The sequence below is a fragment of the Streptomyces sp. NPDC055025 genome, from assembly GCF_053608565.1.
Genome location: NZ_JBSGVS010000009.1, coordinates 81,856 through 107,017, shown reverse-complemented (window position 1 = coordinate 107,017; position 25,162 = coordinate 81,856). Strand labels below are relative to the sequence as shown.

General features: G+C 69.9%; 23 protein-coding genes. 17 read left to right on the top strand and 6 right to left on the bottom strand.

All coding sequences use genetic code 11. From position 1 onward, the window contains the following. Nucleotides 1-16 precede the first annotated feature (16 nt). Genes ACWGDX_RS08465 through ACWGDX_RS08445 form a run of 5 tightly spaced genes read left to right on the top strand, consistent with a single transcriptional unit; the run spans nt 17 to nt 4,894 of the window. Nucleotides 17-1,129 (top strand): ethanolamine ammonia lyase-activating protein, encoded by a 1,113-nt coding sequence (locus ACWGDX_RS08465; protein ID WP_453623493.1) that lies wholly within the window; start codon nt 17-19, stop codon nt 1,127-1,129. A gap of 2 nt (nt 1,130-1,131) precedes the next feature. Next, nucleotides 1,132-1,470 carry a hypothetical protein gene (locus tag ACWGDX_RS08460; RefSeq protein ID WP_363080627.1) on the top strand — a complete coding sequence of 113 codons (339 nt, stop codon included), beginning with the start codon at nt 1,132-1,134 and terminating at the stop codon, nt 1,468-1,470. Continuing rightward, the gene (locus ACWGDX_RS08455; RefSeq protein WP_453623491.1) at nt 1,460-2,617 is read left to right on the top strand and encodes a Rieske 2Fe-2S domain-containing protein; all 1,158 of its coding nucleotides are present in this window, start codon (nt 1,460-1,462) and stop codon (nt 2,615-2,617) included. The genes ACWGDX_RS08460 and ACWGDX_RS08455 overlap by 11 nt, the downstream gene beginning before the upstream one ends. Continuing rightward, nucleotides 2,617-3,366 (top strand): class II aldolase/adducin family protein, encoded by a 750-nt coding sequence (locus tag ACWGDX_RS08450; protein WP_453623489.1) that lies wholly within the window; start codon nt 2,617-2,619, stop codon nt 3,364-3,366. Before ACWGDX_RS08455 ends, ACWGDX_RS08450 begins: the two co-directional genes overlap by 1 nt. Before the next feature lie 4 nt (nt 3,367-3,370). Then, on the top strand, nt 3,371-4,894 hold the full coding sequence (locus ACWGDX_RS08445) for an ethanolamine ammonia-lyase reactivating factor EutA (RefSeq protein ID WP_453623487.1): 1,524 nt from the start codon (nt 3,371-3,373) through the stop codon (nt 4,892-4,894). Between the two features lie 68 nt (nt 4,895-4,962). Here ACWGDX_RS08445 and ACWGDX_RS08440 read toward each other — a convergent pair whose 3' ends face one another. Beyond that, nucleotides 4,963-5,772 carry an IclR family transcriptional regulator gene (locus tag ACWGDX_RS08440; RefSeq protein WP_363080622.1) on the bottom strand — a complete coding sequence of 270 codons (810 nt, stop codon included), beginning with the start codon at nt 5,770-5,772 and terminating at the stop codon, nt 4,963-4,965. A 57-nt stretch (nt 5,773-5,829) separates the two neighbouring features. Between ACWGDX_RS08440 and ACWGDX_RS08435 the strand changes: the two genes are divergently transcribed. The 6 genes from ACWGDX_RS08435 to ACWGDX_RS08410 all read left to right on the top strand — a co-directional run bounded on the left by ACWGDX_RS08435 (nt 5,830) and on the right by ACWGDX_RS08410 (nt 13,082). Then, nucleotides 5,830-7,098 (top strand): FAD-dependent oxidoreductase, encoded by a 1,269-nt coding sequence (locus tag ACWGDX_RS08435; protein WP_453623485.1) that lies wholly within the window; start codon nt 5,830-5,832, stop codon nt 7,096-7,098. A gap of 57 nt (nt 7,099-7,155) precedes the next feature. Next, a complete protein-coding gene (locus ACWGDX_RS08430; RefSeq protein ID WP_453623484.1) occupies nt 7,156-8,331 on the top strand; it encodes a cupin domain-containing protein in 1,176 nt (391 codons plus the stop codon). Continuing rightward, complete coding sequence (locus tag ACWGDX_RS08425) at nt 8,328-9,218, top strand: fumarylacetoacetate hydrolase family protein (RefSeq protein ID WP_453623482.1); 891 nt, start codon at nt 8,328-8,330, stop codon at nt 9,216-9,218. The genes ACWGDX_RS08430 and ACWGDX_RS08425 overlap by 4 nt, the downstream gene beginning before the upstream one ends. Nucleotides 9,219-9,454: 236 nt before the next feature. Next, complete coding sequence (locus ACWGDX_RS08420; protein WP_453623480.1) at nt 9,455-10,612, top strand: ABC transporter substrate-binding protein; 1,158 nt, start codon at nt 9,455-9,457, stop codon at nt 10,610-10,612. A gap of 171 nt (nt 10,613-10,783) precedes the next feature. After that, nucleotides 10,784-11,848: a cupin domain-containing protein gene (locus ACWGDX_RS08415; RefSeq protein ID WP_453623478.1), complete on the top strand. Its 1,065-nt coding sequence runs from the start codon at nt 10,784-10,786 to the stop codon at nt 11,846-11,848. Between the two features lie 100 nt (nt 11,849-11,948). Continuing rightward, on the top strand, nt 11,949-13,082 hold the full coding sequence (locus tag ACWGDX_RS08410) for a hypothetical protein (RefSeq protein ID WP_453623477.1): 1,134 nt from the start codon (nt 11,949-11,951) through the stop codon (nt 13,080-13,082). On the opposite strand, the gene ACWGDX_RS08405 is transcribed toward ACWGDX_RS08410, so the two are convergent. Further along, entirely contained in the window at nt 13,061-13,306 is a 246-nt protein-coding gene (locus tag ACWGDX_RS08405; protein ID WP_453623475.1) for a hypothetical protein, read from the bottom strand. The two genes, ACWGDX_RS08410 and ACWGDX_RS08405, sit on opposite strands and share 22 nt — an antisense overlap. A 103-nt stretch (nt 13,307-13,409) precedes the next feature. Further along, nucleotides 13,410-13,994, bottom strand: a complete 585-nt coding sequence (locus ACWGDX_RS08400) for an effector-associated constant component EACC1 (protein ID WP_453623473.1) — start codon at nt 13,992-13,994, stop codon at nt 13,410-13,412. Nucleotides 13,995-14,233: 239 nt separating this feature from the next. Here ACWGDX_RS08400 and ACWGDX_RS08395 point away from each other — a divergent pair, with 239 nt between their 5' ends. The 3 genes from ACWGDX_RS08395 to ACWGDX_RS08385 are packed head-to-tail and all read left to right on the top strand — an operon-like array spanning nt 14,234 to nt 17,052. Next, nucleotides 14,234-14,443: a ferredoxin gene (locus ACWGDX_RS08395; protein ID WP_453623471.1), complete on the top strand. Its 210-nt coding sequence runs from the start codon at nt 14,234-14,236 to the stop codon at nt 14,441-14,443. Beyond that, nucleotides 14,433-15,797, top strand: coding sequence for an NAD(P)/FAD-dependent oxidoreductase (locus ACWGDX_RS08390; RefSeq protein ID WP_453623469.1), 1,365 nt, complete (start codon nt 14,433-14,435; stop codon nt 15,795-15,797). Before ACWGDX_RS08395 ends, ACWGDX_RS08390 begins: the two co-directional genes overlap by 11 nt. Before the next feature lie 40 nt (nt 15,798-15,837). Next, complete coding sequence (locus ACWGDX_RS08385) at nt 15,838-17,052, top strand: cytochrome P450 (protein WP_453623467.1); 1,215 nt, start codon at nt 15,838-15,840, stop codon at nt 17,050-17,052. Between the two features lie 118 nt (nt 17,053-17,170). On the opposite strand, the gene ACWGDX_RS08380 is transcribed toward ACWGDX_RS08385, so the two are convergent. Then, nucleotides 17,171-17,917, bottom strand: a complete 747-nt coding sequence (locus ACWGDX_RS08380) for an FAD:protein FMN transferase (protein WP_453623587.1) — start codon at nt 17,915-17,917, stop codon at nt 17,171-17,173. A 417-nt stretch (nt 17,918-18,334) separates the two neighbouring features. On the opposite strand from ACWGDX_RS08380, the gene ACWGDX_RS08375 reads away from it, so the two are divergent. Both ACWGDX_RS08375 and ACWGDX_RS08370 read left to right on the top strand, forming a co-directional pair. Next, nucleotides 18,335-19,159, top strand: coding sequence for a response regulator transcription factor (locus ACWGDX_RS08375; protein WP_453623465.1), 825 nt, complete (start codon nt 18,335-18,337; stop codon nt 19,157-19,159). Beyond that, on the top strand, nt 19,159-20,661 hold the full coding sequence (locus ACWGDX_RS08370) for a sensor histidine kinase (RefSeq protein ID WP_453623463.1): 1,503 nt from the start codon (nt 19,159-19,161) through the stop codon (nt 20,659-20,661). The genes ACWGDX_RS08375 and ACWGDX_RS08370 overlap by 1 nt, the downstream gene beginning before the upstream one ends. Nucleotides 20,662-20,797: 136 nt before the next feature. Here ACWGDX_RS08370 and ACWGDX_RS08365 read toward each other — a convergent pair whose 3' ends face one another. Beyond that, entirely contained in the window at nt 20,798-22,336 is a 1,539-nt protein-coding gene (locus ACWGDX_RS08365) for an MFS transporter (protein WP_453623461.1), read from the bottom strand. Nucleotides 22,337-22,641: 305 nt separating this feature from the next. On the opposite strand from ACWGDX_RS08365, the gene ACWGDX_RS08360 reads away from it, so the two are divergent. Then, nucleotides 22,642-23,406 carry an SDR family NAD(P)-dependent oxidoreductase gene (locus ACWGDX_RS08360; RefSeq protein ID WP_453623460.1) on the top strand — a complete coding sequence of 255 codons (765 nt, stop codon included), beginning with the start codon at nt 22,642-22,644 and terminating at the stop codon, nt 23,404-23,406. A gap of 101 nt (nt 23,407-23,507) precedes the next feature. Here the strand turns inward: ACWGDX_RS08360 and ACWGDX_RS08355 are convergent, their stop codons facing one another. Next, a complete protein-coding gene (locus tag ACWGDX_RS08355; RefSeq protein ID WP_453623459.1) occupies nt 23,508-25,007 on the bottom strand; it encodes a twin-arginine translocation signal domain-containing protein in 1,500 nt (499 codons plus the stop codon). Nucleotides 25,008-25,162: the final 155 nt, after the last annotated feature.

Below are 25,162 nucleotides of genomic sequence, written 5' to 3'. Positions count from 1 at the left end.
CACAAGGAGACATCAGATGACCGTGGCCGAAACCGAGTTGCCCACGATCAAGCGCCCGACGGCCTATGAGCAGTGGCTGACCGATGAGGGACTCAAGGTCGTGGAAGGGCTGTTCATCGAAGACCTCCGCACCGTCGAGCTGGGCACCTGGGAACGGCGTGGCTGCCGGGCGGCGGTCGCCCGGCTGGAAGGCACCGAGGACGTCAACGACGCCCACATCATCGAGATCGCCCCCGGCGGTGAGGTGGCACCCGAGCGCCATCTCTACGAGGAGATCACCTATGTGGTCTCCGGCCGGGGCTCGACCACGGTGTGGAACTCGGCCGGGACACGGACGACGTTCGAGTGGAACGCGGGCAGTGTGTTCTCCGTACCGCTCAACGCCTACGCACAGCACTTCAACGGCAGCGGGTCGCAGCCGGCCCGTTTCTACACCGTGACCAGCGCGCCGCTGGTGATGCGGATGTTCCACAACCGCTCGTTCATCTACGACTGCGACTTCGACTTCACCGACCGGTTCGGGTCGGACAAGGACGACTTCAGCGGGACGGGCACGGCCTACCAGTCCCGCGTGTGGGAGAGCAGATTCATCCCCGACGCGGCCGCCATCGAGCTGAAGTCATGGGCCGCTCGCGGCGCGGGCGGCAGCAACGTCATGCTGGAGATCGCCGACAACAGCCTGTGCGGCCATGTCTCGGAGTTCCCGGTGGGTACGTACAAGAAGGCCCACCGGCACAACGCGGGCGCCCATGTGATCATCCTCGGCGGTACGGGCTTCTCGCTGCTGTGGCGTGAGGGCGAACCGGTACGGAAGGTCGACTGGCGGCAGGGCTCGATCGTGGTGCCGCCGGAGCGGTGGTTCCACCAGCACTTCAACACCGGTACCACGCCCGCCCGTTATCTCGCACTGCGCTGGGGCAGCAAGAAGTACCCGCTGTTCAAGCAGTTCCTCATCGACCGCCCCACCACCGAGGGCGGCGACCAGATCGAGTACCAGGACGAGGACCCGTCGGTACGCGCCACATTCGAGGCCGAGCTCGCCGGGCACGGTGCGCGGAGCCGTATGGGCGAGGTCTACGACCGGGCCGCGCGGCGGCTCCAGGACCGGGCCGCCGGGCAGAGCGGCTGACGATGATCAGCCTTGAACGGAGTTTCGACGAGGACTTCTCCCCCGCGGCGGACACACCGACGCTGTCGGTCGACTTCTGGAGCTATCTCAACGCGCTCCAGGCACGGCTCGGCTGGTCCCCCGCCGAGGACAGGACCTGGGAGTACCTGGAGGAACTCGAACGCGACATCGAGCCGCTCATCGAGAGCCTCCCGGACGCGGACGCCACACCGTATCTGCGCCGACTCGTCGACACCTGGGCGGCGCGGGGCACCGGGGAGCGCGACGACCTCCGGCGACGGGTCGCCGCCATGCTGCGGCAGGCACTGCGGAATCAAGAGGAGCATGACCATGATCAGTGAAGCCGAGAACGAATTTCTCACGCGCGTCGGTCCGGGTACCCCGGCGGGCGACCTGCTGCGGCGGTACTGGCAGCCCGTCGCCGTCACCGCCGATCTCTCCACGGACAAGCGGACCAAGCGGATCCGGGTGCTGGGCGAGGACCTGGTGCTCTATCTGACCGACGACAACACCTACGCGCTGGTCGCGGAGTCGTGCGCGCACCGCCGGGTGTCCCTCTACTACGGCTTTGTCGAGGGCTGCGAGATCCGCTGCCCGTACCACGGCTGGAAGTACGACCGTACCGGCCAGTGCCTTGAGCAGCCCTTCGAGCAGGAGAACCGGCGGGCCCGCGAGCGCGCCCGTATCGCCGCCTACCCGGTACAGGCCTACCGCGGCATCGTCTTCGCCTATCTGGGCCCCGGCGAGCCGCCCGTACTGCCTCGCTGGGATGTGCTCGACCGGCGCGACGGGCATCTCACCCTCTTCGTCGAGGAGGATCTGGAGTGCAACTGGCTCCAGCCGATGGAGAACGCCGTCGACACCGTGCACACGTTCTGGCTGCACGGACACACCATGCGGATGAAGGGCATCGACCGCGGCAGCTACTACTACCGCCCCATCGAGAAGTACTCCTTCGAGCAGTTCGAGTGGGGCATCATCAAGCGCCGTGTCTACCGCGACCAGGCCGGTGAACTGGAGGAGGAGACGGGACATCCGCTGGTGTTCCCCAATATCCTGCGGCTGCCCGAGGGCCCGTTGCAGGCGATGCACTGGCGGGTGCCGGTGGACGACGAGCACACCATGCTCATCCGGGCCGGTCTGCTGCCGGACAAGCCGGGCGAGGAGCGGGTGCACGACGAGGAACCCTCCGTCGTACGCGTCCCGTCGGAGATGACGGCCGAGGGCGATCACGCGATGACCACCTTCACCAGCCAGGACCGGATGGCCTGGGAGACCCAGGGCGCCATCTACGACCGCACCAGGGAAATGCTCGGCGCGGAGGACAAGGGCATCGCCATGTACCGCAGGCTGCTGCGGCAGCAGATCGAGCGGGTACAGGCCGGGGAGGACCCGATGGCGCTGATCCGCGATCCCGCCGAGGCCGTGGTCACCTTCGACGTGTCCCGTGGTCAGGCCCGGGTGGCCGTGGCCGAGGGCCGGGTGTGATGACCTCGCCGGCCGGGCTCGGGGCGGTGGCCGAGCGCATCGCGACGGCCTGCCGGGTCCTCGGCCGGCTGGGTCTCACCCGCGAACCGGCCGGTCACATCAGCGTGCTGCTCGACGACGGAACCGTCGCGATCAAGGCCCGCGGCCCCTCGGAGTCCGGTCTCCGGTTCGCCGGCGCCGCCGATGTGGTGGTGGTCGGTCCGGACGGTACACCGCGCTCACAGGCGCCGGGGCTGGAGCCGCCCCGGGAACTCGCCATCCATCTCGCGGTGTACCGGGCGCGCCCCGATGTCACCAGTGTGGTGCATGTCCATCCCCTGATGCCGGTGCTCTTCGGTATCTGTGATGTGCCGCTGCTGCCGCTGATCGGCGCCTACGACCCGTACGCCCTGCGGCTGCTGGCCCGGGGGGTACCCACGTTCGAGCGCGGTGTGCTGGTGACGACCCCGCGGCTGGGGGACGAGATGGCCGCCGTGCTCGGGACCAGCTCCGCCTGTCTGATGCGCGGCCACGGTGTGACGGCCGTGGGCGCGAGTCCCGAGGAGGCGGCACTGAACGTCATCAAACTCAGCGAGCTGGCCGAGCTGAACTACCGGGCCAGACTGCTCGGTGAGCCGAGGGAGATCGAGCGCGCGGAGCGTGAGGAGATCGTCGGTTCCGGCCGGACCCGGCCCGAACTGATCGACTCCGCCTGGCGCTTCTACCGCCGGCTGACCGACGAAGAGGCCGAGAAGGCCGGGGAGCGGTGAGAACATGCCCGACAGCGCCCTGACCGGCACACACCACGGTGAACACGACCACGACCACGGCGTGACCATCCGATCCGACGACCCCGGCCATCCGCTGTGGGAGCGCGATCAGATCGTCCTGACCAGTGTCGGCATCGACATCGGCTCCGCCACCAGCCAGTTGCTCTTCTCCCGGCTGACCCTGCGCCGCAGGGGGCGCGAGCTGTCCAGCGCCTTCGTCGTCGTGGACAAGCAGATCGTCCATGAGTCGGCTGTCGCTCTGACGCCCTACGCAGAAGGACTGCGTATCGACGAGGAGCGCCTGACGGCCCTGGTCGACCAGGCGTTCGAGGACGCCGGCGTGCGGGCCGACGAGGTCGACACCGGAGCGGTCATCCTCACGGGTGAGGCCACCCGCCGTCACAACGCGCGCGCCATCGCCGATCTGTTCGCGGCCCGGACGGGGCGTTTCATCTGCGCCACGGCCGGCCATGACATGGAGGCCACGCTCGCCGCCCATGGGTCGGGCGCGGTCGCCAGGAGCGAGCGCGACCACGCGCGGGTGCTCAACATCGACATCGGCGGGGGCACCACCAAACTGTCCGTGGCCGAGGCGGGTACCGTCCGGTCGATCGCGGCGCTGCATCTCGGCGCACGGCTGATCGTGGTCGACGGCACCGGACGGATCGTCCGGCTGGAGCCCGCGGGGCGGCGGCTGGCCCGGTCGCTGGGGCTGGACTGGTCGCCGGGCGACCTGGTCCACACGGCCGAACTGGCCGAACTGGCCGCGCTGATGGCCGACACCGTCGTCGCCACGGTCAACGGAGCCCCCGCTCCGCTCGACGGTCTCGACTGGCTCCGGCTCACGGAACCACTGACCGAGCGAGGTCCCTACGACGCCGTTGTGTTCTCCGGCGGAGTCGCCGAGTACGTCCATGGCCGCGAGTCCCGGGAATTCGGCGATCTGGGGCCGTTGTTCGGCCGCGCGCTCGCCGAGCGGTCGGGCCGGATGCCGGGCCCGGTGGAGGACACCGGCAGGGCGATCAGGGCGACGGTGCTCGGGGCGTCCCAGTACACGGTGCGGGTGAGCGGGAACACCATCCACATCAGTGACCCGGACCTGCTTCCGCTGCACAATCTGCGGGTGGTCCGCCCCGAGGTGGAGCTGGCCGACACGGTCGATCCGCACGCGGTCGCGGACGCGATCGGGAAGCATCTCGCCCGCCTCGACGCCGACCCGGACGAGGTGCTGGTCCTGGGATTCCGGTGGAGCGGACTGCCGAGCTTTCCCCGCCTCGACGCGTTCGTGGAGGGTATCCGGCGCGGTCTGAGCGAGCGCATCGCGGCGGGCGGGCCGCTGTGTCTGCTCTTCGAGGGCGATATCGCCAGGACCGTCGGCGGCATCCTGCTCGACCAGGGGGTCACGGCGCCGGTGATCTCCGTCGACGGCATCACGGTCGGCGAGTTCGACTTCGTCGACATCGGCGCGGTGCTGCCCAAGTCCGGGACCGTACCGGTCTCGCTCAAGTCGATGGTGTTCTCGCTGTGAACGGCGGGCCGGCGTGGGCCAGACCGCCGCCGTGGCGCCGGACGTCCGGCTCGGAGCCGGGATCCGCCTCAGACCGTCTCGTTGAGCGCGTCGTGCACCGAGAGCTGAGCCTCGACCAGCATGGGCGCGAGTTCCCGCGCCTGGTCGACGGTCTCCAGCCGGGAGTGGGGCACGGCCACCGCGATCGCCGCGAGCGGGTAGCCGATGAGGTCGTGGATCGCCATTCCCACGGCGCAGATACTGCTCTCGCCCTCGCCGAAGTTCACCGCGTAGCCGACGTCACGGATCACGTCGAGTTCGGACTCCAGCTCGCTCCAGGAACCTATGGAGTGAGGTGTACGGGTGTCCAACTGACGGGTGGGGTAACGCCGGCCGAGATCGGTGGACGGCAGCGCCGCCAGGATCGCCTTACCGCCCGCCGTGCAGTGTGCGGGCAGGACGATCCCGGTACGGGTGGCGACGCGCACCGATCGTGTGCCCTCCACACAGTCGATGAACCGGACGGAATTCCCTTCCAGCAGCAGCAGACTGACCGTCTCCTCCGTGTCCTCACTCAGCTTTTCGAGTACCGGTCGGGCGGCGTGCCGGATATCGACACGGCCGATGGCGGCGAGCCCGATCTCGAGCAGGGCGCGGCCGGGGCGGTAGACACCGTTCGGCTTGTCCTGGGTCACGAAGCCCTGTCGGCGCAGTGCGGTCAGCAGCCGGTGCGCGGTGGAACGGGCGACGCCCAAGTCGTCCGCGGCCTCGGCGACGCGCAGCACACGGCGCTCGCTGATCAGATGCAGCAACTGGAGGGCGTTGTCGACCGATGAGAGGCCGGACTGCGTGGGGTACGGAGCGGCGTGGTGGGGTTCATCGTGGACTGAGTTCTTCATATCGGAATAGTAGCGTCAACTCTTTCGGCGCACGGAATAATCATTAAGGTTTGAGCTATGACATTCGTGTCGAATCATCGTGGGCTGCCTGTGCTCATCCTCGGTGGCGGCCCCGTCGGCGTCACCGCGGCATGGGCCCTCGCCCGAGCCGGCGTACGGGTCCATCTCATCGAGCGGGAGCCGGAGCCGCGTACCGACTGGCGTGCGTCGACGTTTCATCCGCCGACCCTCGAACTGCTCGACGAACTCGGCCTCGCGGCGCAGATGCACACCGAGGGACTGACGGTGCCGCGCTACCAGTACCGCGACCGGCGTGCGGGGCTGGTGGCCGAGTTCGACTTCACCCTGCTGAAGGAGGAGACGAAGTATCCGCACCGGCTCCAGCTCAACCAGCAGCATCTGGTCCGGATGCTGGTGGAGCGGCTCGCGGACGAGCCGAACGCCACTCTGCACTACGGCATCGAGGCCACGGCGATCCGGACCGGCGACGACGGTGTGGTCGTGGAGGGACGGGGACCGTCGGGCGAGGTGAGTGTGCGCGGCTGCTTCCTGGTCGCCGCCGACGGCGCGAGCAGCACGGCCCGGGGACTGCTGGGTGTGGAGTTCAAGGGCTTCACCTACCCCGAGCGATTCCTGATCGCCAGCACCTCGGCCGACTTCCGCGCGCTCATCCCCGACATCGCCGATGTCAACTATGTCGCCGACCCGGACGAATGGCTCTTCCTGCTGCGCACACCGGAGTCATGGCGCGCGGTGTACCCCGTTCCGCCCGGTCAGACATACGAGAGTGCCACCGATCCGGTGGAGATGCAGAGCCGTCTCCAGGGCATAGCGCCCCTCCCGGACGGTTACGAGATCGGCGACCGCCAGATCTACCACGTCCATCAGCGGGTGGCGGACTCGTTCCTGTCCGGGCCGTGCGCGCTGATCGGTGACGCCGCGCACATCAACAGCCCGCTCGGCGGAGTGGGTCTCAACAGCGGTATCCACGACGCCGTCGACCTCTCCCGCCGGCTCGTCCGTATCGTCCTCGACGGGGCGGACGAGGACGCCGAGCTGGCGACCTTCGCCGAGGTGCGCCGCCGGGTCGCCGTCGAGTACGTACAGGCCGACACCAAGCGCAACACCGAGCGGATCAGCGAACGCGACGAGGCCAAGCGGGAGGCCAACCACCAGGAGCTGCGCGCCATCGCGGCCGACCCCGAGCGGGCACGGGCCTGGTGCCGGCGTGCCTCCCTGCTGGAATCGGTGGCCCGCTTCGGGATCGGCCTGCCACCACAGGAGGTGCGCCGCCGGATGGACGCGGCGGCCCACTCCACTCCATGAGCGAACTGCCGCCGTCGGCCCGGCCGGACCGGGCGCGGCGCAGGTGAAAGAGGACCCATGACACTCGACAAGACACCGCGTGTGCGAACCGACGACGCCCCGGCCGATCCCGCGCGAACCGATGGCACGCCGCCCGGGGAGGACGCGCAACTGGCGTCCCTGTACGGGGATCTGGCCGCCGTGGATCTGCATCCGCTGTGGACGATCACCCGTGATCTCCTTCCGCCCGCACCGCGCCCCCGCTCGGTCCCCTGGCTGTGGAGCTCACCCGTACTGACCGAACTCGCCGAGCGAGCGCTGCGGCTGGTGCCGGTGGAGCGCGGCGGTGAGCGGCGGGTGCTCAGCCTCGGCAACCCGGGCCTGGGAGGACTGCCCTACGCGGCCGGAACACTGTGGGGCGCCATCCAGTGCCTCGGCCCCGGCGAGACGGCACCGGCACACCGGCACACTCCGGGCGCCATCCGTTTCATCCTGTCCGGGGACGGTGTCGCGACCACGGTCGACGGCGATGTGTGCGACATGCACCCCGGCGATCTGATCCTCACACCGTCCTGGAACTGGCACGACCACAGCAGTGCGAGCGACGGCCCGATGCTCTGGTTCGACGGTCTCGATCTGCCGATGATCGAGGCGCTCGACGCGGTGTTCTTCGAGCCGTACCCCGACATCCGGCAGCCGGACACCGACCCGCACAACCGGTCGGAGAGGGAGGCCGGCCCCGGGCCGCGTTTCGTCAGCGGAGCCGTACGCGATGTCCTCACCACCGAGCACTCCCCGCTCCTGGTCTACCGATGGGCGGACACCGACCGGGAACTGTCCCGGCTGGCCGCCGAGAGCGACGACCCTCTGGTGAGCCTCGAATACGTCAATCCCGGGACCGGCGCCAGTGTGCTGCCGACCATGAGCTGCGGTATGCACCGGCTGATACCCGGCGCGCGGACCCTGCCCGTACGGCGCACCGGCAACGCGGTCTTCGTCGTCCACCGGGGATCGGGCTCGTCGGTGATCGAGGGACAGCGCTTCGACTGGTCGGCGGGGGACATGTTCGTCGTCCCGTCCTGGGCCGCGGTCGAGCACACCAGCGCCGGGGGCGCGGACCTGTTCTCCATCGGCGACAGCCCCGTACTGCGGGCTCTGGGAATCCACCGCGAGCTGACGCTCGACGCACCCCAGCGGGTGACCGGTGTCTTCACCCCGGCAGTACTCCCGCCGACAGAGACGGTGAACGTATGAGACTCGCGATCTTCGACGACCACCGTCTCGGCGCCGTCGTCGGTGACACCATCGTGGATGTCACCGGCGCGCTGCCCTGGGCGTACGAATCCGATCCGCTGCTCGCGGGCTGGTGGCGTGGCCTGTGCCGGGATTTCGGCACGCTCGCGCCCGCGCTGGAGGCCGCGGCCGGAAGCGGCCCGCGCCGGCCGCTGGACTCGGTGCGGCTGGCCGCGCCGGTGCTGGCACCCACCAAGATCATCGCCTGTGCCAGCAACTACCAGGAACATGTCGACGAGATGCACTCGGTGCAGGAGCGCACCCTGGGTCAGGTCGAGTCCTGGATGATGAACTTCGATGTCTTCCTCAAGGCACCGTCGTCGATCGTCGGGCCCCAGTCCGCCATCGTGCTGCCGCGCGATGTGCTCGCGGCGGGCAGCGAGATCCACCACGAGTCCGAACTCGTGGTGGTGATCGGCACCGGTGGCAAGGACATCGCCGTCGAGAACGCGCTGGAGCATGTGCTCGGCTACACCATCGGTCTCGACATCACCGTACGGAGCGCCGCCGACCGTTCGCGGCGCAAGAGCTACGACAGCTTCAGCCCGCTGGGCCCCTGGCTCACCACCAGCGACGAGGCGGGCGACCCGGCCGACTTCGACATCCTGTTGACCTGCAACGGCGAACGGCGGCAGGCGGTCAACACCGCCTCGCTGATCACCCCGGTACCGCGGATCATCGCCTACGCGTCGCGCATGATGACACTGAACCCCGGAGATGTGATCTTCACCGGCGCGCCTCCCGGTGTCGGGCCGATCCTTCCGGGCGACGTACTGGACACATCGATCAGCCGGCTCGGCGCCATGACACTGCCGGTGCTGGCCGAGGGCGACGCCGGTCCGGCCTGAGCGAGCCGCCGACCGGCCCGAGGGGGGCCGCGGGCCCGGCCTGAGGGGGGCCGCGGGCCCGGCCTGAGGGGGGCCGCGGGCCCGGCGCGGGGGGTGCCGGCGCACTCCAGGAAGCCGCTCACCATTCCTTGTGACGGAATATCTGACACGAGTATTCCTGGAGTGCGAACTCCATGGCTATGGTCCTGACACCCCCCAGCCACATCACTCACTCGCACAGAGAACAGGTGAGGGCCATGTCGATGACGACGAAGGCCGGGCTCATCCTCCCCGCCGCCGCGGTGCTGCTCCTCAGCGCCTGCGCGGGAGGCACATCCACCGACTCCACCGAGAGCGCCGGTTCCGGCAAGGCCGACGGCAAGAGCGTCTCCGCGGGATGTCCGGACCCCGACGGCGCCCTGGCCCAGCGGGCCGAGAAGGAAGGGGAGGTGGTCATGACGGGCACACCGGACGGCAGTGTGCGCACCGACGTACCCAAGTCGTTCGAGCAGACCTACGGCGTCAAGGTCACCTATGTCGGAGGCCGTAACAGCGACATCGCGGCCAAACTCCAGGCCGAGCGCAAGGCCGGCATCTACACCCACGATGTCTTCGGCGGCGGTGGCAACACCATGTCGAGCACCTACTACGGCGAGGGATGGATCGGCTCCCTCAAGGACGTGCTCGACCCGGCGCTGCTGACCGCGGACAACTGGCGCGACGGCGCGCCCAAGTGGGTCGATCCCGAGAAGGAGAAGATCCTCCAGTTGTCGAACTACGTCGACTCCGGCGTCGTCGTCAACACCGACCTGGTCAAGGACGGCGATCTCACCTCCTTCGAGGACATGCTCGATCCCAAGTGGAAGGGCAAAATCGTGGTGGACGACCCGCGTTCCAACGGCGGGGCGATCTACGACGTGGGCGCCTTCGAACAGGCCTACGGCGAGGACTTCGTCAAGTCCCTCTATGTCGACCAGAAGCCGGTCCTGCTGACCGACCAGCGCCAGGAGCTGGACGACATCGCCCGCGGCAAGTTCGCCTTCGGGCTCTCGCTCCAGACCGCGGAGACCGAGGACGCGCTCGCCGAAGGGCTGCCGCTGAAGCAGCTCAAACTGACCGGCGCTCCGCCCGTGGCGACCGGCGGGTCCAGCCTGCTGGCCATCGACAACAAGGCTCCGCACCCGGCGGCCGCCGAACTGCTGGTCAACTGGCTGGTCTGCAAGGACGGCAACACCGTATGGACGAAGGCCCTCCAGGTGCCGAGCAACCGCGCGGACGTGCCGGTGCCGGCCGATCTGGGCGCGACCATCCCCGAGGCGGGCAGCGAGTACTACGACAGCTACGGCTGGAACGTACTGACCAAGGATGTGAAGCGGCTCCAGAAGACGCTGATCGACCTGCTCGGTCCGCAGTAGCACGGCCCGCCGCCCGCCGGTGTGACAGATCGGTGGGACAGATCGGTGGGACAGATCGGTGGGACAGATCGGTGGGACACGTCGGCGTGACACGTCAGCGTGGCATTTCGACGGCAGGTATCAGCGTTCGGTGTCGGTGCCGGTGTTCCGTTCACTTCCCTGGAGGTATTCATGACAGCGCAGCGCCGGTCCGCCACCCCACCGACCGCGTACGCCCGGTGGTCCCGCGGCCAGGGCATCGACATCGTCCCCGGCTTCCACATCCCGGACCTCCGGGCGGTTCCGCTCAAGCCCTGGGCGCGGATGGGCGGTTACGGCTGTTTCATCAACCACGAGGAGAGCGACCGCAGCAACGACTGCTACGTGTGCCGGATCCCGCCCGGGGAACATCTGCACCCGGTACGGCATCTGCACGAGCTGATGATCTATGTGCTCTCCGGACGGGGAAGCACGACGGTGTGGGGACCGGACGGACGGCCGCAGAGCTTCGAGTGGCAGCGCGGATCCCTGTTCGCCATCCCGCTGAACGTCCGCTACCAGCATTTCAACAGCAGCGGCGAGGCGCCCGCGACCCTGCTGGCGGTGACCAACGCCCCGGTGGCGATCAACCTGTTCGACGAGGCGGGCTTCATCTTCGACTGCCCCTACGACTTCCCTTCCCGCTTCTCCGGAGCGGACGGCTACTTCAGCGGTGAGGGCACCCTGACCGGCCGGCTGTGGGAGACCAACTTCGTCCCCGACGTACGCGACTTCCCGCTCGTCGAGTACCGGGAACGCGGGGCGGGGGGCACCAACGTCCAGTTCAAGCTGGCCCGGAACACGATGATGGCGCATGTGTCGCAGTTCCCGGTCGGCACCTACAAGAAGGCACACCGGCATTCCCCCGGTGCCCATGTGGTGATCCTCAGCGGCACCGGCTACAGCCTGATGTGGAAGGAGGGTGAGCCGATCACCCGCTACGACTGGTCCGAGGGCTCACTCGTGATCCCGCCCGGCGAGACATTTCACCAGCATTTCAACACCGGTGCCTCGCCCGCCCGTTATCTCGCCCTGCGCCATCTCAACGCGCGCCGGGACCCGGCGACCGGACTGCCGATGTCCTCGATCAGCACCCGGCTGGGCGGTGACCAGATCGACTACGCGGACGAGGATCCGATGGTCCGGCGGACATACCGCGACGAGTGTGCCACGAACGGCATCACGTCACGGATGGAGGCGTTCCACGGCACACCGTAGGCCCCGTCCGCGGCAGAGCGCCTCGGAGCACTTCGGTGCGCTTCAGCGGACCCTTCACCTTCGGCACAGCCCTTCATGAGAGGCATGAGAGGAACGACAGATGGCAGCGTCCGGCCAGGCCCGGGAGACCTTCTACGACAACTGGATGCGCAAGGAGGGGCCGCCGATCCACCGGGGGTACGGCATCTCCGACGTCCGTACGGTGGAGCGCGCCGACTGGGCACGCACCGGGGGCAGGGCGGCGTTCGTCCAACTGCGCGGTATGGAGGGCTTCACCGGCATGCAGATCGGTGAGATCGCCGCCCGCCGGTCCCTGGAGCGTCAGCAGCATCTGCACCAGCAGTTCATCACCGTCCTGTCCGGGCGCGGCGCGGCCGATGTCTGGCTGCCGGGCGACTCCCGCCGTACCAGCTTCGAGTGGCAGCGGGGCAGCTTCTTCGCGATCCCGCTCAACTGCGCCTATGTCCTGCACAACACCGGGTCGGAGCCGGTGGTGTACATGGCCGTCAACGACGCACCCATGGTGATGGATCTCTTCCACAACGAGGACTTCGTCTTCGCCAACGACTACCGCTTCACCGACCGGTTCTCCCCCGGCGCGGAGTACTACGCGGACAGCAAGCGGTACGAGAACTACTTCGGCGGTATCGCCGAGACCAACTTCATCGCCGATATCCACGAGATCGCGCTGGACTCCCTGGGTGTCAAGGGCAGCGGTGTGGACGCGACCGTCTTCGAGATGGCGGGCAACACCATCGCCGCGCACATCACCTCCTGGCCCGCGGGGCGCTACCACAAGGCACACCACCATCTGGGCGGGGCGATTCTCTACGGCCTGCGGTCGGAGGGTTACGTACTCATCTGGCCGCAGGAGGCGGGCAGCCGTCCGTACGAGGCCGGCAGCGGCGACCAGGTGGTCCGTGTCGAGTGGGGCGAGGGCTCCGTCTACAGCCCGCCGAGCAAGTGGTTCCACCAGCACTTCAACACCGGCCCGGGGACCGCCAGACAGCTCGCGTTCCGGGGCGGGGTGAAGCATCCGACGGGCATCCGGCGGGCCGGCAACCCGATCGTGGACGGCCGTCCCGGCGTGCTGGTCAGCGTCCGGGAGGGCGGCAGCCTGCTTCCGTACGAGGACGAGGACCCGCGGATACGCCGCGACTACACCGACGCGCTGACGGCGCGGGGCATCACACCGGACATGCCGGGCGAGCTCTACGTCGGATCGACGAGGTAGCCGCTCTCCGGCACTCGCGGTGCGCCGACGGGTCCGCCGTGGCCGTCTTTCCGGTGCCCGCGTTCCCCTTCGGTCCCGTCACCGTGGCCCTCGCCGTGTTCCACGCGCGTGGCGGGCTCCGGATCGGTCCGGACGGGAGCGATCACACTCCCGACCCCGTACGCGGCGCCGAAGGACGCCGCGAGCGCGGCGGCGAAGACGGTGATCCTCAGCGCGGTGTTCATGATGCTCTCCTCGTGGTCGTCCGTACGCCGGAGCTCGGCCCGACTATACACGTAATACCCCCAGGGGGTATGAAGCGATCGCCCACGGAGACCGGACCGGGCTTCAGGGGCCGGGGCTGGTCCGGGATCCGGTATCACCGCCGGGCCCGGAACCGGAGCGGGGCTCGGGCTCCGGCTCGGGCTCGGGCTCGGGCTCGGGCTCGGGGCAGGCTCCCGGCTCCGGCTCGGGCTCGGGGCGGGCGCCCGGCTCGGGGGCCGTACGTGCGTCCGGCTCCCGGCCTGGGCGGGGAGCCGAGCCGGGACCGTCCAGTGCTCTCAGGAGGCGCTCGATCGACTCCGGGTCGCCGCCTTCGACCGTCACCGTCGTGCCGCCGCGCTCGATCCGGACGCGCGGCGGGCGCGGACGGGCGAGCCGCCAGGTGGCCACCGCCAGTGTCAGCTGGGCGAGTTGGACGGCCCCGTTGAACACGGCCTCGATCACCTCCGGCCCCGGCCCCATGTACGTACCGGTTTCACTGTCCGCACCGGTCCGGGCGCGCGGGACGAGCGAGAGCGCACTGCCGCCCGCCACGTCCGGGTCGCTGCCGAGCCACCGGTGGAGCGACAGCAGTTCCTCGCTGCCGTCTTCCCACTCGCCGCCCTCCCCGCCCGCGTCGTCCATGGCCTCCACCTCGATACGGACCCGCATCCCCCGCCCCTCCCACGCTCATTGACTGTGTGTCACCGCAGCGTCACCGAGCCTATCCGCCCCGGCGGCGGCGAGCGGCCGGTCCCACTCGGCCGGTCCCGCTCGGCTGGTCAGCGCTCGGCTGGTCCGGGCGTGTGGCTTCTCCTCGCCCGGAGCCCTCGCCGGAGTAACACCGCTCGCGCCGCTCCCCGGCAGGCAGTAGGACGGAGACGGCGGGCGGCACGGAGGAGCGGACCGGAATGCAGATCGTTGTCGACCTCAATCGCTGTCAGGGTTACGCGCAGTGCGCGTTTCTCGCCCCGCAGGTGTTCGAGCTGCATGGCGAGGAGGCCCTGATGTACACGCCGAGCGTTCCCGGCGATCAGCATGAACGCGTCCGGCGGGCGGCGGCGGCATGTCCGGTGCAGGCCATCCTGGTCGGGGAGCGGGCGGGCGCCCGTGTCCGGTGAACGGCGCGACGGCCGGATCGTCATCGTCGGCGCGTCGCTGGCCGGGCTGCGGGCCGCCGAGACGCTGCGCGAGGAGGGCTTCGCCGGATCGCTGACCCTGGTCGGGGACGAGCCCCGGCCCCCGTACGACAGACCACCGCTGTCCAAGCAGGTGCTGCTCGGGCGGGTGGACGCACGGGACGCCGGGCTGCCGAGCCGCCGCGAGGTGGACGCGGAGTGGCGGCTCGGGGTGGCCGCCGTCGGTCTCGATCCGGTGGCGAAGCGGGTACTCCTCGCCGATGGCGAACGACTGCCCTTCGACCGGCTGCTGATCGCCACCGGGACCCGGGCCAGGCCCTGGCCGAACCCCGACGAGGCCGCTCTCGACGGCGTCATGACCCTGCGTACGGCCGACGACGCGGCCCGCCTCGCCGAACGTCTCGACGCCGGCCCGCGCAGGGTCCTGGTGATCGGCGCCGGCTTCACCGGCTCGGAGATCGCCTCAGCCTGCCGGGAGCGCGGCTTGGAGGTGACGGTCGCCGAACGCGGACCCTCGCCCCTCGTCGGCGCGCTCGGCGGAGCGCTCGGCACCCTCGCCGCCACCGTGCAGCGCGCGCACGGGGTCGATCTGCGCTGCGGGGTGACGGTCACCGCCCTGAAGGGCAGCGGCGGCCGGCTCACCGGCGCCGAGTTCTCCGACGGCGGCCGGATCGAGGCCGATATCGCCGTGGTCGCCCTGGGCGCCGTACGCAACACCGAATGGCTGGCCGACGCCGGGCTGGCCGCGGGCCCCCGGGGCGTGGCCTGCGACGCGGGGTGCCGCGCCTTCGACATGTACGGGATCGTCACCGACGACGTCTTCGTCGCCGGTGATGTGGCCCGCTTCCCGCATCCGCTCTTCGAGTACCAGATACTCGCCCTCGAACACTGGGGCAACGCGGTCGCGCAGGCCGAGGTGGCGGCCCACAACATGGTCAGCCCCGGGCCGCTCAGACGACCGCATCTGACGGTGCCGGCCTTCTGGTCCAGCCAGTTCGGCCTGAACATCAAGTCCGTCGGTGTGCCCACCTTCTCCGACCAAGTGGTCATCGCTCAGGGCTCGTTGCGGGAGCGTCGGCTGGTCGCGGTCTACGGCTACCGGGGACGGGTCACCGCGGCGGTCAGTGTGAACCGGGCCAAGTGGCTGGAGTACTACCAGCGGCTCATCGAGACGGCGGCGCCGTTCCCGCCCGAGCGCGGCGCCGCCGACCCGCCCGACTCAGGGGTGCCCGTCCCCTCCGACGTGCCGTCCCCGCAGACGCTCTCGCACGGTCCGACCGTGGCCCTCACCGGCCATCTGCCGGACCGCCGCCTGACCCTGGTACGGCACGACTGAGTCCACCCGCCGTCCGCCATCGACGAGGAGCCACCGACCCATGCGCCCGGACACCCTGTTCCAGCGGATCACCGACTACGCGAACCGCGCCGACCCCTATCCGCTCTACGCCGAACTCCGGGAGAGCGGGGTGACACGGCAGAGCGACGGCAGCTATCTGGTGGGCACCTACCACGAGATCGCCGAGCTGCTCCACGACCCGCGGATCAGCTCGGACGTCCGCAACCGTGCCGACCCCGACGAGGACATCCTCAGAAGGTCCGACCCGCCGGCCTTCATCGGCGTCGACGACCCCGAGCACGACCGGCTCCGCCGTATCGCGATGCGGCCCTTCGGTCCGCCCCACTCCCCCGGCCGGATCGACGCCCTGCGCGCGGACATCACCCGGATCACCGACGACCTGATCGACTCGTTCCGCGACAAGGACCGGATCGATGTCGTCGACGACTTCTCCTATCCGCTCCCCGTCACCGTGATCTGCCGGCTCCTGGGCGTGCCGTTCGAGGACGTACCGCAGATCCGCGCCTGGACGAACATGATCATCGCCAGCTTCGATTTCGCCCCCGAGCAGGACGAGGGCCACCTGGAACGCCTCAACGCGGGCAGGGAGGCCCGGGACGCGATGGCGGACTATCTGGGGGAACTGTCCGACACACGGCGCGGCCGTCCGACGGACGACATGCTCTCCGCCCTCGTCAACGACACCGGCCCCGAAGGACGTCTCACGAGGGACGAGCTGAAGAGCACCGCGACCCTGCTGCTCATCGCCGGGCACGAGACGACGGTCAATCTGATCACCAACGGGGCGCTCACCCTGCTGCGCCTCCCGGAGGCGCTACGGCTGCTGCGCGGCAAGCCCGAGCTGATGCCCAACGCCGTCGAGGAACTGCTGCGTTACGAGCCACCCGTCCATATGCTGCCGCAGCGCACCCCGCTGACCGATATCGAGGTCGCCGGTGTCACCATCCCGAAGGGCGCGCCGCTGATCCTGATGCTCGCCTCCGGCAACCGGGACCCGCTGCGTTTCGAGGACCCCGGCCACTTCGACCCGACACGCGAGGACAATCAGCACTTCGGCTTCGGCAGCGGCATCCACAACTGCTTCGGCGCTCCGCTCGCCCGTGTCGAGGCGCAGATCGCGCTGAGCGCGCTCGTTCCCCATCTTGAGGACTTCCATCTGGTGGAGGACCCGCCCCCGTACCGGCGCAGCGCCCTGCTGCGCGGCCCCCGGCATCTGGTGCTCGAACGGGAGTGAGCGGGCGGGAGTGAGCGGGAGTGGGTACGGGTGACCGCCGCGGCGCGAAACCGGGACGGTCACCGCCGCGGGCCTCGGTGGCCCGGATCGCGGGGGACGAAGGCCTGGGCGATTCCCCTCACCGGTGGATCCTGGCCGCGGAGGGCGATTCGCCGGGGAATCCCGTCGTGCGCCAGGAGCGGCCGTCCGGCGTCACGGCGAAGCCCTCGTACCCTTCCAGGGACTCCAGCCACTCCCGTGCCGTCGGGCCCATGGCGAAGGCCGCGGTCGAGTAGGCGTCGGTCATCGTGAGATGGGTGCCGACGACGGTGAGGGACGCGTAGCACTCCGCGGGCGTACCGCGGTGGGGATCGATGACGCGGGCGCCGCGGTCCGCGGTGCCCGAGGTCGCCACGGCCAGATCACCGCGGCCGGTGACGACGGAGCACAGATGGCCGGGGCGCAGGGGGTGTGCGACACCGACGCGCCAGCGCACCCCTGGAGCCGCCTCGCCCCGCAGCCGCAGATCCCCGCCGCCGTTGACACAGGTGTGGTGGGCGCCCGCCTCGTGCAGGATCTGCGAGGCCCGTTCCACGGACCATCCCTTGACCAGCGCGGAGGGGTCGAGAATGCCGCCCGCGAGATGACTGAACCAGCCGCCGCTGGTCCGTACGGCCCTCTTGCAGAGGGCGAGGACCTCACGTACCTCCGCGGAGCACTGGTCGAGCGTGAGGTCGCCCCGTGCGAGCCGGCAGACGACGCTGTCCGGCCGGTACGTGGAGTACACCTCGTCGACATGGTGCAACCAGACCACCGCCTCGGCCAGCGCCGCTTCGATGGCGGGGGTACGCGCGTCGCGTATGTCGAAGGAGAAGACGGTGCCCATCACCTGCTCGACATGGCGCAGCCCCTGTCTGAAGCCGGAGCCCCGCACCTCTGGTCGCATGGTCTCCGACCGCGTGGCCTCGGACCGCTCGGAGTCAGCCACCGGCCCCCTCCGACACCCTCCGGAGGGACCGGATCCGGACAGGGCCCTGGCGCGTAGGACCGGCCCCGGCCCTGGCGGTGGCGAAGCCCCGCACGGCGCCGTACCGGGTGTCCGCCTCCCCGTGCGCCTGTGTCGCGGTGCTGCTCATGGGCCCTCTCTTCGCCGATGACCGATGCCGATGACCGATGAGTCGTGAGCCTCGCAGCGCAACCTGTGACGAACCTCTCAACACCGTCGCCGGCGCCCGATTCAGAGAGAACTCAGAGCGGGCAGCCGCTCCGGCGCTCGCTGTCAGAGGGGATCCTGGAACACACCATGGACAGTCACAGCCACCCACTCCATCCGTACGGCGGCGGCGGACTCCACCGCGCGTACGCGCACGCCTCCGCACATACGCATACGCATACACGCACGCGCACGCACGGCGGTGACGGCGGTCCCGTGCGGGTCCTCGTCGTCGACGACGAGCCCGATCTGACCGAGATCCTCTCCGGTCTGCTCTCCGGCGAGGGCTGGCGTGTCCGCACGGCGGCCGACGGCGCGTCCGCCGTCACCGCGGCCCGTATCTTCCGTCCGCATGCCGTCGTACTGGACCGGATGCTGCCCGACATGGACGGTCTGCGCGTCCTGCGTCAGCTGCGCGGGGACCTGGAGCAGGTGTGCGTCCTGTTCCTGACCGCGCGCGACGCCGTCGAGGACCGTATCGCCGGGATCGCCGCGGGCGGTGACGACTATGTGACCAAGCCCTTCAGCCTGGACGAACTGCTGGCCCGGCTGCGCGGTCTGCTCCGCCGGGCGGGCATGGCACACGGGGCGCACGGGACGGGCGGGACGGGCGCCGACCGCCTGGCCGTGGGCGATCTGGTGATGGACGAGGCCGCCCGGGAGGTCACCCGCGGCGGTGATCCCGTCGAACTGACCCGTACGGAGTTCGAACTGCTCCGTCTTCTGATGCGCAACCCACGCCGTGTGCTGTCCAAGGCGCAGATCCTCGATCACGTCTGGTCCTACGACTTCGGCGGCCACGCGCATGTCGTCGAGCTCTACATCAGCTATCTGCGCAAGAAGCTGGACATGGGCGGGAGCACGATGATCCACACCGTGCGCGGTGTGGGCTACATACTCAAGCCGGAGCCCTGATGCGACGGACCCCCACTCGGGCCCATCACCGTCCCCATCCGCCCCGCACTCTTCGCGGCCGGCTCACCGCCGGGCTGCTCGTCCTGGTCGCCCTGGCCTGTCTGGCGGTCGGCCTCACCACGGCGTTCGCGCTCGACGGTTTCCTGACCGACCGCCTCGACCAGCAACTCTCCGCGTCCGACGGACGTTTCGCGGCCGGTCCGGACGACGAGGGCACATCGGACGCCGGCGATCCGCCCGACACCCGTGGCCAGCCGGAGGGTACGTTCGGGGCGCGGCTGCTGGACGGGACCCCCACCCGGGCGGCCGTCGTCAAGGACCGTACGGACGTGAAGGTGCCGCTGACCCCCGGCGACCGCCGGGCGCTCGCCGCGCTCCGCGCCGACGGGAACGGCCACGATCTGCGGCTGTCGGGCCTGGGGGCGTACCGCGTCACCGCCGTGGCGGGCGACGGCAAGGACATCCTGGTCACCGGTCTGCCACTGCGTCCCGTCGAGGAGACGGTGCACCGGCTGGAAGGTGTGGAGGCGGCGGTCTTCGGTGTGACTCTCGTGGCCACCGGCACCGTGGGAGCGCTGTGGGTACGGCTCTCCCTGCGGCCGCTGCGCACGGTCACCGCCGCCGCGGCGGGCGTCGCCGAGCTGCCCCTGGCCGGCGGAAAGGCCGCCACGCTGCCCGGTCCCGTGCCGGTCGGCGACCCGCACACCGAGGCCGGTCAGGTGGGCACCGCCGTCAACCGTCTGCTCGGGCAGGTCGGCAACGCCCTGGAGCGGGAGCGGACCGGCGAGGACCGTCTGCGCCGCTTCACCGCCGACGCCGGCCATGAACTGCGTACCCCCGTCGCGAACGTACGCGGACACGCGGAGCTGGCGCTCCGCCACCGGAGCCCCGTACCGGCCGACGTCCGGCGCGCGCTCACCCGCATCCTGTCCGAGTCGGAGCGTCTGAGCCGGCTCGTGGACGATCTGCTCCTGCTCGCCCGCATCGACGCGGGCCGGGCCCTCGACCGGGGTCCGGTGGATCTGACGCGGCTCGTCCTCGACACCACGGAGGACGCGCGGGCGGCGGGCCCCGGTCACCGGTGGCTGCTCGACCTGCCCGAGGAGGCGGTGACCCTGACGGGTGACGAGCGACGGCTGCGCCGGGTGGTCGGCGATCTCCTCGCCAACGCCCGCTCCCACACCCCGGACGGCACCGAGGTCTCCGTACGGCTGTCGGCCGGCCCCGGCGCCGTCCGGCTGACCGTGGCGGACGACGGCCCCGGCATTCCCGCGCGGCTCCTGCCCGCCGAAGTCTTCGACCGTTTCGTACGGGCGGACGGCGGCCGGTCGCGCACGGACGGCGGCACCGGACTCGGTCTGGCGATCGTCCACGCGGTGGTCACGGCACACGGCGGCACGGTGGACGCGGTCAGCGGAGGCGGGCGGACCGAGTTCACCGTCGTCCTCCCCGCGCCACCGCGGCACAGCGGTGACAGCACGGCCGGGGACGGCACGGACTGAGCGCGCCACGCCCGGTCACGTACGCATGCGGCGTGCGTAAGGTCACGTACACACGCACAGGCGGCGTCACGCACGGTCGTGTACACGCGCACACGATCGGGCCCCGTGCGGCCGGCACGTCATGGCGGCGGACACGTCACGCACGTACACCGCCCGAGCCCCGGCCGCCCGCTCCGCCGCCGTCGCGGCCCGTACCGGGCACCGACGACAGCGGTGCCGCGATGTCCTCCAGCGCCCGGCCCTCGGCCCGTACGGCCAGGAAGGCCGCCACCAGACCGGCCGCGCACATGAGGCTCGCGCCGATCTGGAAGGCGAGCACGGTGTCGCCGACCACCCCGGACGCCGTGAGGTCAGCGAAGACCAGCGGGCCGCTGATACCGCCCGCCGCCGTGCCGAGCGCGTAGAAGAACGCGATCGCCATGGCGCGGGTCTCCATCGGGAAGATCTCCGAGACCGTGAGATACGCGCTGCTGGCTCCCGCCGACGCGAAGAAGAGCACCACGCACCAGCACGCCGTGAGGGTCGTGGCCGTCAGCGAGCCCCTGTCGAAGAGCCAGGCGGTACCGAAGAGCAGGACCCCCGCCAGCAGATAGGTCGAGGAGATCATGATCCGGCGGCCGACGGTGTCGAAGAACCTGCCGAGCAGCAGCGGGCCGAGGAAGTTGCCCGCGGCGATCACCGCGAAGTAGTAGCCCGTGTGTCCCGTGTGCACACCGAAGAAGGTGATCAGGATCGTGCCGAAACCGAAGGTGATCGCGTTGTAGAGAAACGCCTGTCCGATGAAGAGCGACAGCCCCAGCACCGCCCGCCTGGGGTAGCGGCGGAAGACCGTCCTGGCGATGAGTCCGAAGCCGATGCTCTGGTGCTCGCGAACGGTGATCTCACCGGCCGGCGGAGGTAGTTTCCGGTGTTTCTCCTTCTCGACACCGCGTTCGACGGAGTCGACGAGCTTCTCCGCCTCCGCGCTGTGTCCATGGATGAGCTGCCAGCGCGGACTCTCCGGCACATGCCGTCGTACGAGAAGGATGACCAGGCCGAGGACGACGCCGAGGCCGAAGGCGATGCGCCAGCCCAGGTCCTTGGGGAGGAGCGCGGTGTTCAGCATCAGGACGGACAGCAGCGAACCGGCGACGGCGCCCAGCCAGAAGCTGCCGTTGATGATCAGGTCGATCCGTCCCCGGTACTTGGAGGGGATCAGCTCGTCGATGGCCGAATTGATGGCCGCGTACTCACCGCCGATACCGAACCCGGTGAGGAAACGGAAGACGAAGAACCACCAGGCCTCGAAGGACAGCGCGGTCATCGCGGTCGCCGCGAGGTACACCGCCAGGGTCACCATGAACAGCCTCTTGCGGCCGTAACGGTCGGTGAGCCGGCCGAAGAACAGCGCGCCCGCACACGCGCCCGCCACATACAGCGCTGCGGCAACGCCCGTGACCTGCGCGGATGTGATCGACAGTCCGCTGCCGTCCTCGGACAGACGGCCCGCGATATTGCCGACGATCGTCACTTCGAGACCGTCGAGAATCCACACCGTGCCGAGACCGATGACGATCATCCAGTGCCAGCGCGACCAGGGAAGCCGGTCGAGCCGGGCCGGTACGGCCGTGGTGATGGTCCCCGTCGCACCGGTCGGCGGTGTGGTTCCCGGCCCCGGTCGGGCAGGTGTCGCCATCGCTTCCCTCCTCGTCCGTCGTCCTCGTCCTGGCAGTCGATCGCACCAATATCCGCCAGGTGCCCCCACCGCGCGGGAATAGACGCGGCGGGACGGGACGGGACGGGCGTCCGCGCTGTCACCGCCGTGCCGTCGCGCTTCGGAATGTGCGAGTACGTTGGAAGGGAAGGCCGAACCGACCACGCAGCGAGCCGAGTCTCCACCCGTGACCCGAAGTCCGTGTACGGACACGGGGCAGGGAGCGTTCCCACCGTGGGGCACAGGGACCGACGAGGGACCAGCTCCACGAGGAGGCGGAGACAGCGATGTCGAACACTGCTGAGGGCGAGCACGGCACGGTGATCGTGACAGGCGCGAGCCGGGGTATCGGCGCGGCCATCGCCACAGAGCTGGGCGAGGCCGGATACGGCGTCGTCGTCAACTACTCCTCGCACCCGGAACCCGCCGAGGAAGTGGCCGCCGACATCCGTGCGCACGGCGGGCGCGCGAGCGCCATGCACGCGGATGTGTCGGAACCGGACGAGGTGGCGGGCATGTTCGAGCGTGCGGAGCGCGAACTGGGCCCGCTGACCGCGCTGGTCAACAACGCGGGAACCACAGGCGCGCCCGCCCCCTTCGACATCCAGGAGCCGACCGGGCTGTCGCGGCTGCTGGCGATCAATGTCCTCGGCCCGATGGTGTGTGCCCGGCACGCCGTGCACACGATGTCCACCAGTCATGGCGGCCGGGGCGGGTCGATCGTCAATATCGCCTCGGTGGCCGCCCGTACCGGCGGTCTGCCGGGACTCGTGCCGTACGCGGCCACGAAGGGCGCCCTGATCTCCTTCAGCCGGGCACTGTCCAACGAGGTCGCCTCGGAGGGCATCCGGGTGAACAGTGTGTCACCGGGCATCATCGCCACCGATATGACAGCGGATCTGGACAATCCGGAGACCAAGGAAGCCGTGGCCCACAGCCCGATCGGACGATTCGGCCGTCCGGGGGAGATCGCGGACACCGTGACCTGGCTGATCTCACCCGCCGCGTCGTTCGTCACCGGCAGCGACATCGCCGTGTCCGGTGGCCGCTGAGGGCGTCTCCTCGCCCTCGTCCCCGGCCGCGTGTGAAGCCATGGGAGACACCCCTGGTCCGGGGCGTCTCCCATGGCTCGGAGGTTCGTGCGGGGCAGGTCCTAGCGGACGTGGACGAAGACAGGGTTCGAGTAGAACCACAGGTCGTCCCAGGGGCTCTCCAGCCCGTCCGCCAGCGGCTCGACCTCGTCGGTGCTCGTACCGCGCACGCGGGCGTAGAGGTCGCTCTCCACATTGCGCAGGGTGTGCTTGATGACGTATTCCTTGCCCTGCTTGCGCCAGTCGCGCGGGCCGAACCGCGCCACCACCTTGGTGGTCGGGTTGGTGTCGGTGTCGAGGCTGGCGCTCGGGCCGGTGATCTCGCCGACGATCAGGTCCACACGCCGGACCTCGGGCCGGTCGCCGTTGCCGTTCTTGCCCTCCAGCGGACGGAACCTGATCTCGATCTCGACGTCCGTGCGGTTGCGGCGGCTGACGGTGAGCGTCTCGCCCATGGCGGCCTCGTCACCTCGGCTGCCCGCCGTGAGGTCGAGGCTGGTGATCAGATCGCCGGTCCCGACCCAGACCCGCCCGTTGCGGAGTCCGTCCATGATGTCGGCGTAGTCCTGCCTGGCCAGCACATGGGTCTTGCTGTACTCGCCCGGCCAGAAGTCGGAGCCACCGCGCGTCCAGTGCACATGCGAGTCCGAGGTCGCCGTGATCCACCAGCGCCGGCCCTCACCGAGCAGCGAGTCCCAGAGGCCGCCGACACGGGCCGTCATCTGGTCGAAGCCGCCGTGGGTCGGGTAGTTGCCGTAGCCGCCGCGCGCGCCTCCGTTGAGGGGGCCCGCCTGGTGACCGGGCGCGCCCTCGAAGCCGACGTAGATCTCCGGCGCGGCGTTGTTGCCGTTGCGGAACTCGCGCGGGGTGTCCTGCCCGTAGACACCGAGGCCGGTCGCCGACCGCGAGGCGTGGTGGGCGATCACCAGCGGCTTGCGCCTCATGTCCTTCGCGGCCTTCAGGAACTCGATCATCTTGGCCTCGGTGTCACGGCCCGGATCGGCGGGGAAGGCGTCGTTCTTGGCGAAGCGGCGCTCCAGCTCGTAGAGCTGCTGTGCCTCGTCGCTGTGGTGAGGGATCATCAGCGTGTGGTGGTCCAGCGCCGGGGCGTCGAACTCCATCCCCCAGAACTGGAGCACCTCGGGCACGAGCACACGGGAGCGCAGAAGATCGGGGTAGGCCTGCTCAAGGTTCACCTTGGAGTGCGTCGGCCCGCCGTGGTCGGTGCACATCACCCAGTTGAGACCGAAGTGCTTGGCCATGATCGCGTTGGTGACGATCGGGTAGACGGCGTCCGCGCCCTTGTGGAACGTCGGCGGGGTCGTCGACGTGTCGAACTCACCGCTGTACTCCGAGTGCACATGGTGGTCACCGGCACGCCACACCCGCTTGCCGGAGTCACCGGACTTCTCCTGCTTGCGGTCGTCGTCGTGCGCCCATGCCGGGCCGCCGGTCACCAGCGGGCTCGCCGCCGCCAGCGTCGCCCCGACACCGGCGTACTTGACCAGTCTGCGCCGCGAGATGGCCGAGTACTCCGGATCTTCGCTGCTCTTGTTCTTCACGTGAAGCCTCTCGTTCGACTCGTCGGGGGCGGCGACCGAGTCTTGAGGGCCAAACCGAACGGAACATGAACAGAGGTCAGGGAAATCGGGAACAACGTGCGGGCCACGGTACGAATGTGAGATGCCGTCCGGGCCGCCGCGCCGTCCCGATGACG